The following is a 5,277-nucleotide window of genomic DNA, read 5'->3' on the forward strand; positions in this document are numbered from 1 at the left end:
TCACGGGCCGCATCGCGCTAAGCGACGTGCATGCCGAGGTGCGCGCCGCGGTCGACGGCATCGGGATCGGCAGCGTGCCGGAATACTACGTGAACGCGCTCGTGGAATCGGGCCGGCTGGTGCGGCTGCTGGAGGACTGGTGCCCGACGATCCCAGGCTTCATGCTGTATTACCCGCGGCAGCGGCGCGTGTCGTCCGCCTTGCGGGCGTTCATCGACATGGCCCGCCTGGAAGGCGGGGCCTGAGTTCCACCGCGCCGATCTCGCGTTGGGCGCGCGATGCACGTTATGCGTTACGGACGCGCGCCTTCCAGTAGCGCCTGCACCAGCCGGTTGTCCTGGTCGGTCAGCCGGCAGACGAACGAGATCTGGCGGTAGGGCGCCTGCTTGCCCAGCGGCAACACGCGGACCGGGTGCACGTTCAGCAGGTTCGGACCTGGCTCGGGCAGCACGCACACGCCCAGCCCGGCGGACACCAGCGCTGTCAGCGCCGCCAGCGATTGCATTTCGATGCGGCAGCGCGCATGCGGCGCGTGCTGCGCGACATAGCGCGCGGCCAGCCGGCCGCCGATGGTGGTCTTGTCGAAACGGATCCATTCGTACTGCTGGAACAGGTCGGCGACGCGCGTCTCGTGCGAATCGGGCGGCGCGATCAGCACCAGTGTTTCCCGGAACAGCGGCGTCCAGGCCAGGCGGCTGGAGCCCCCGGTTTCGGGCTGCGTGATGATGGCGGCGTCGATCTCGCCCTTCTTCAGCTTTTCGGTCAGCTCGGTCGCGCGTCCTCGCACCAGGCGCACGTCCAGCAGGGGGTAGCGTTCACGCAGCTTGCGCAGCAGCGGGGGCAGCAGCGTCACTTGCAGCGGTTCGATGGTGCCCAGCCGGACGCGGCCTTCGACAGCCGGCGTGCTGCGCCGGCGCAGTTCGTCCAGGCGCGCCAGCGCCTCCTGCAGCACGGCATCGACTTCCGCCGCAAAGGCGTTGGGCCGCACTTGCAGCGCCGAGCGGTCGAACAAGGGCTGTCCGAAGTATTCCTCCATCTGCTTCATCTGCAGGCTGACGGCGCTGGGCGACAAGTTCATGTCCGCCGCGCCCGCCGCGAAGCTGCCGCCGCGCAACACGGCGTTGAGCGTACGGAAAGATTCGATCTTCATCAGAAATCCTCACGTAGTGTTTTAAGAATCCTCGCTTTATATCATCAGGCGGGCGTCCTAGTATTCGCTTCAGACAAAACGACAAGCGGCATGCACGCAGGCGTCGGACGCCCGCCGGACCGCAACCGAGGAGACCCCCAATGACGAAGTCCTTTGCCGGCCTGCGTGCCGCCTTATTGCCCGCCTTAGCCCTGACTGTAGCGCTGGGCGCGCCCGGATTGGCTGCGGCGCAGGCGGCGCCCGCCGTCCCCGCGACGATCACGATGGTCGTGCCGTTCCCGCCGGGCGGCAGCAACGACGTGTTTGCCCGCGTGCTGGCCGAAAAGCTGGGCGCGCGCCTGTCCACGACCGTCATCGTCGAAAACCGGCCCGGCGCGGGCGGCGCGATCGGGGCGGAATATGTGGCCCGCGCACCGAAGGATGGCTCCGTGCTGATGCTGTCGTCGTCCACGCTCACGACCAATGCGGCCGTGCAGACCAACCTGAAGTACGACGTCGTGCGCAGCTTCGCGCCGGTAGCGATGCTGGCGCGCAGCCCGATGGCGCTGGTCGTGGGCAAGGATTCACCCTACCAGTCCATGGCCGACCTGCTGGCCGTTGGCCGCAAGGAGCCGGGCAAGCTGACCTACGGCAGCGCGGGCTTGGGCTCGGTCAACCAGATGGCCAGCGAAATCCTGGCCGGGGGTGAGAAGACATCGTTTACGCACGTGCCCTACAAGGGCATGTCGCATGCGCTGAACGACCTGGCCGGCGGCCGGGTTGATTTCGTGATCGGCAGCTTCGCATCCACGGCCTCGCTGCTCAAGGGCGGCAAGCTGCGCGTGCTGGCCGTGACCTCGCCCGAACGGTCGCAGTTCTATCCGGCGCTGCCCACCATTGGTGAAGGCCAGCCCGGCTATTCGGTGGAACTGTGGTGGGGCGTGCTGGCGCCGGCGGGAACGCCCGCGCCCTTGGTCGACAAGCTGAACGCCGAGATCCGCGGCATCGTCAACGACCAGAAGATGCGCGCCATGTTCGCCGAAGAAAGCGCGGTGCCGGCTGCGCTGACCGTGCCGCAATTCGCAGAACTGGTTCAGGCCGATGCCGCCAAGTGGAAGCAGGTGGCCCGTGACCGCAACATCTCCATCCAGTAAGCGCCGACCCCGCATCAACCCTCTTTCCCAGAGTGCAAGCATGAGAAGCAAACTGTTCGTACCCGGATCGCGCCCCGAGCTGTTCGCCAAGGCGCTGGCGGGCGCCGCCGACGCCTTGTCTTTCGACCTGGAGGACGCGGTGGCGTCGTCGCGCAAGGACGAGGCACGCGGCCATCTGGGCCGCATGCTGGCCGCGCCCGAAGCCGCCGCGTCCGGCAAGACGCTGATCGTGCGCGTCAATGCGTTGGATTCCGGGCATTTCCATGCGGACGTGCAGGCCGTGGTGCGGCCGGGATTGCATCTGGTGAACCTGCCCAAGGCGGAGCGCGAGGCCGACGTCGTGGCGGCGGCCAGCGCGGTCGAACAGGCGCGCCGCGCCAACGGCGTGGACGAACCGGTCGGGCTGCTGCTGAACATCGAGTCGCCGCGCGCGCTGCGCCGGGCGGCCCGCCTGGCGGCGGCGCATCCCAGCGTGGCGGGCTTGCAGTTGGGGTTGGGCGATCTCTTTGAACCCGCGGGCATCGCTCGCCGCGCGCCGGTGGCGGTGCAGCAGGCCATGTTCGCGTTGCGCCTGGCGGCGGCCGAGGCGGGCGTGTTCGCCTACGACTCCGCCTTCGCCAATATCGAGGACGAAGCCGGCTACCGGGCCGAGGCGGAATTGGCCCGCAGCCTGGGTTATATCGGCAAAAGCTGCATCCACCCGCGCCAGGTGCCGTTGGCCAACGCGGCGTTCCGGCCCACCGATGACGAGATCGCGCACGCGGGCCGCGTGGTTGAGGCCGCGCGCGAAGCGTCAGCCAAGGGCGTGGCGGCATTCGTGGTGGACGGCCGCATGATCGATGGCCCCTTCCTGCGCCGCGCCGAGGCGATATTGCGGGTGGCGGCCGGGCTTGGGCTCGCGACGGCGCAAGCGGAGCAGGCGCAATGATGGCGGCGGCAATGCAATCGCCGGGCGGTCCGCTGGCGGGCGTCCGTGTGCTGGACCTGAGCGCCTACATCGCCGGGCCGTATGGCTGCACGCTGCTGGCGGATCAGGGCGCCGACGTCATCAAGGTTGAGCCGCCCAGCGGCGACAACCTGCGCAAGTATCCGTCCACGCTGGACGCCGAAAGCCGCGCCTTTCTCGGCGTGAACCGCGGCAAGCGCGGATTGGTGCTGGACCTGAAAAACCCGGAAGCGCTGGCCGTCCTGCACGATCTGGCGCGGCAGGCGGACGTGCTGGTGCACAACTTCCGGCCCAGCGTGCCGGCCCGGCTGGGCATCGCCTATGAGCAGCTGGCCGAGATCAATCCCAGGCTGATCTACTGCGCCGTCACCGGCTATGGGGAAACTGGGCCATTGAAAGACAAGGCCGGCTACGACCAGGTGCTGCAGACGATGACCGGCATGTGCGCGTTGCAAGGCAAGGCCGAGGGGCCGCCCGAGATCCTGTATGGATCGGTGGTGGACTACTACGCTTCATCCATGGTGGCCGCGGGCGTGGCCTCGGCGCTGTACGAGCGGGAACGCAGCGGGCGCGGCCAGTTCGTGGGCGTATCACTGTTGCGCAGCGCGCTGGCCTTGCAGTCCGCAAGGCTGGTCTGGGCCGAAGGCGAACCGCGCGACATCGGGCGCGACATGCGCTCGGGCGGCATCACGGGCATCCATCCCACGGGCGAGGGGTATCTGTACATCTCGGCCAACACGCCGCATTTCTGGCAGGCGCTGTGCGCCAAGACCGGCTTGCCTGAGCTTGCCGCCAACGAACGTTACGACTCGGTGCGCAAACGCGCCGAACACCGCGACGAGATCGTGCCGCGTCTGCACGAGGCGTTGCGCGCGCGCACGGCGCTGGAATGGGAGGCCTGGTTCGGCGAAGAGGTGCCTTGCGCCGCCGCGCGTGGCGTGCAAGACATGTTCGACTTCCCGCAGGTGCAGGCCGAAAACATGGTCACGACGTTTACGCATCCGGTGGTGGGCAGCTACCGCGGGTTCGCCCAGGCCATCAAGTTCGGCCGCAGCCAGCCGGATGCGCCCCGCGCCGCGCCCGCGTTCGGAGAACATAGCGAAGCGGTGTTGGCGGAGGCGGGGGTGTCAGCCGAGCGCTTGGCGGCGTTGCGGGAACGGGGGGCGCTGGGATGAGGAGGGGTGGGTATGCCACGTGGCAGGCGTCCTGGCGCGCAGCGGCTCCCCTCACAACCCTTCAGGGCCGTGCATCCAAGCCGGGATGTTCCGTTGTTGATGCAAGACTCGCCAGACATCAATATGACTCGGGCAATCTACATAGAAGATCAGGTAAGGATAGCGAGTCAATGGCCAGGATTGAAGCCCTGGTAAATCGAGTTCGTGTGCATATTTGGACGACCCCGTCGCGGCATGACGGCTCAAGTGAGAATACGCACGCTCCAACGCATCAATGAAGCCCAGTGCCACTTGTTCCGACGCTTGGTCTGAGTAGTAGGCGATGGCAGTGTCGATATCTTCGTTTGCCTGCAAACGAGGTATGACGGGTTTTCCCTTCACAGCTATGCGTCAGGTTTGAGACGTTTGCTGGCGCGAGCTCGCAGGTCGGAAAAATAGGTGGCGTCGGCGGGTACGCCTTGCGCGGACGACGCGCCGGCAAGCATCAGCCCCCGCAATTGAAGCCGATCTTGATCCTTGCGGATCAGTTCCCGGACGTACTCGCTGCTGGTGCTGTAGCCACGTTCGGTGACTTGTTCGTCAACGAAAGATTTCAGCGCGTCCGGGAGGGAGATATTCATGGTGCCCATTCCCACAGCTTAGGAGGCTTGCCAAAATTTGGCAAGATGGGGGTGGCCGCAGCTCATTAGCTGGCCACCGCGGGCGCCCCGCCCAAGGCCGCCAGGCACTCTTCCAGCGGCGGGATGATCTGCGCCAGTGCGTCGACGGCGGCGGCGTCCACTTTTGACAGGGGCGGGATTTCGGCCAGCACGCGCACTTCGCCGAAGCGTTCAATGGCTTCCTTGTTGCCCGCCGACAGCGGGCCGCTCATGA

General features: G+C 66.9%; 7 protein-coding genes and 1 pseudogene. 4 read left to right on the forward strand and 4 right to left on the reverse strand.

Features of this window, described 5'->3' with window-relative positions; translation table 11 throughout:
- Positions 1-245, forward strand: a 245-nt coding sequence (locus ACO6D5_RS29405) for a LysR substrate-binding domain-containing protein (protein WP_485827344.1), incomplete at its 5' end; no start/stop codon positions are given.
- Between the two features lie 47 nt (positions 246-292).
- On the opposite strand, the gene ACO6D5_RS29410 is transcribed toward ACO6D5_RS29405, so the two are convergent.
- Positions 293-1,150 (reverse strand): LysR family transcriptional regulator, encoded by an 858-nt coding sequence (locus tag ACO6D5_RS29410; RefSeq protein ID WP_006225683.1) that lies wholly within the window; start codon positions 1,148-1,150, stop codon positions 293-295.
- A 140-nt stretch (positions 1,151-1,290) separates the two neighbouring features.
- On the opposite strand from ACO6D5_RS29410, the gene ACO6D5_RS29415 reads away from it, so the two are divergent.
- From ACO6D5_RS29415 to ACO6D5_RS29425, 3 genes are read left to right on the forward strand one after another with little or no spacing between them, the layout of a single operon-like run.
- Positions 1,291-2,283 (forward strand): tripartite tricarboxylate transporter substrate binding protein, encoded by a 993-nt coding sequence (locus tag ACO6D5_RS29415; RefSeq protein WP_088588976.1) that lies wholly within the window; start codon positions 1,291-1,293, stop codon positions 2,281-2,283.
- Positions 2,284-2,323: 40 nt separating this feature from the next.
- Positions 2,324-3,211 (forward strand): HpcH/HpaI aldolase/citrate lyase family protein, encoded by an 888-nt coding sequence (locus ACO6D5_RS29420; RefSeq protein WP_485827345.1) that lies wholly within the window; start codon positions 2,324-2,326, stop codon positions 3,209-3,211.
- On the forward strand, positions 3,208-4,404 hold the full coding sequence (locus tag ACO6D5_RS29425; protein WP_485827346.1) for a CaiB/BaiF CoA transferase family protein: 1,197 nt from the start codon (positions 3,208-3,210) through the stop codon (positions 4,402-4,404). Before ACO6D5_RS29420 ends, ACO6D5_RS29425 begins: the two co-directional genes overlap by 4 nt.
- A gap of 51 nt (positions 4,405-4,455) precedes the next feature.
- Here ACO6D5_RS29425 and ACO6D5_RS29430 read toward each other — a convergent pair whose 3' ends face one another.
- The 3 genes and pseudogenes from ACO6D5_RS29430 to ACO6D5_RS29440 all read right to left on the reverse strand — a co-directional run.
- Positions 4,456-4,785: a type II toxin-antitoxin system RelE/ParE family toxin gene (locus ACO6D5_RS29430; RefSeq protein ID WP_006225687.1), complete on the reverse strand. Its 330-nt coding sequence runs from the start codon at positions 4,783-4,785 to the stop codon at positions 4,456-4,458.
- 2 nt (positions 4,786-4,787) lie between these two features.
- Positions 4,788-5,033, reverse strand: a complete 246-nt coding sequence (locus ACO6D5_RS29435; protein WP_427958125.1) for a ribbon-helix-helix domain-containing protein — start codon at positions 5,031-5,033, stop codon at positions 4,788-4,790.
- A 56-nt stretch (positions 5,034-5,089) separates the two neighbouring features.
- Positions 5,090-5,277: pseudogene (locus ACO6D5_RS29440) on the reverse strand (dethiobiotin synthase); the annotation flags it as partial.

This window comes from Achromobacter sp. (assembly GCF_057314935.1).

What these genes read in the sequence shown, in the direction of transcription:
- ACO6D5_RS29410 (WP_006225683.1), bottom strand. Translation starts at nt 1,150, where the DNA reads ATGAAGATCGAATCTTTCCGTACGCTCAACGCCGTGTTGCGCGGCGGC.
- ACO6D5_RS29420 (WP_485827345.1), top strand. Translation starts at nt 2,324, where the DNA reads ATGAGAAGCAAACTGTTCGTACCCGGATCGCGCCCCGAGCTGTTCGCC.
- ACO6D5_RS29435 (WP_427958125.1), bottom strand. Translation starts at nt 5,033, where the DNA reads ATGGGCACCATGAATATCTCCCTCCCGGACGCGCTGAAATCTTTCGTT.
- ACO6D5_RS29415 (WP_088588976.1), top strand. Translation starts at nt 1,291, where the DNA reads ATGACGAAGTCCTTTGCCGGCCTGCGTGCCGCCTTATTGCCCGCCTTA.
- ACO6D5_RS29425 (WP_485827346.1), top strand. Translation starts at nt 3,208, where the DNA reads ATGATGGCGGCGGCAATGCAATCGCCGGGCGGTCCGCTGGCGGGCGTC.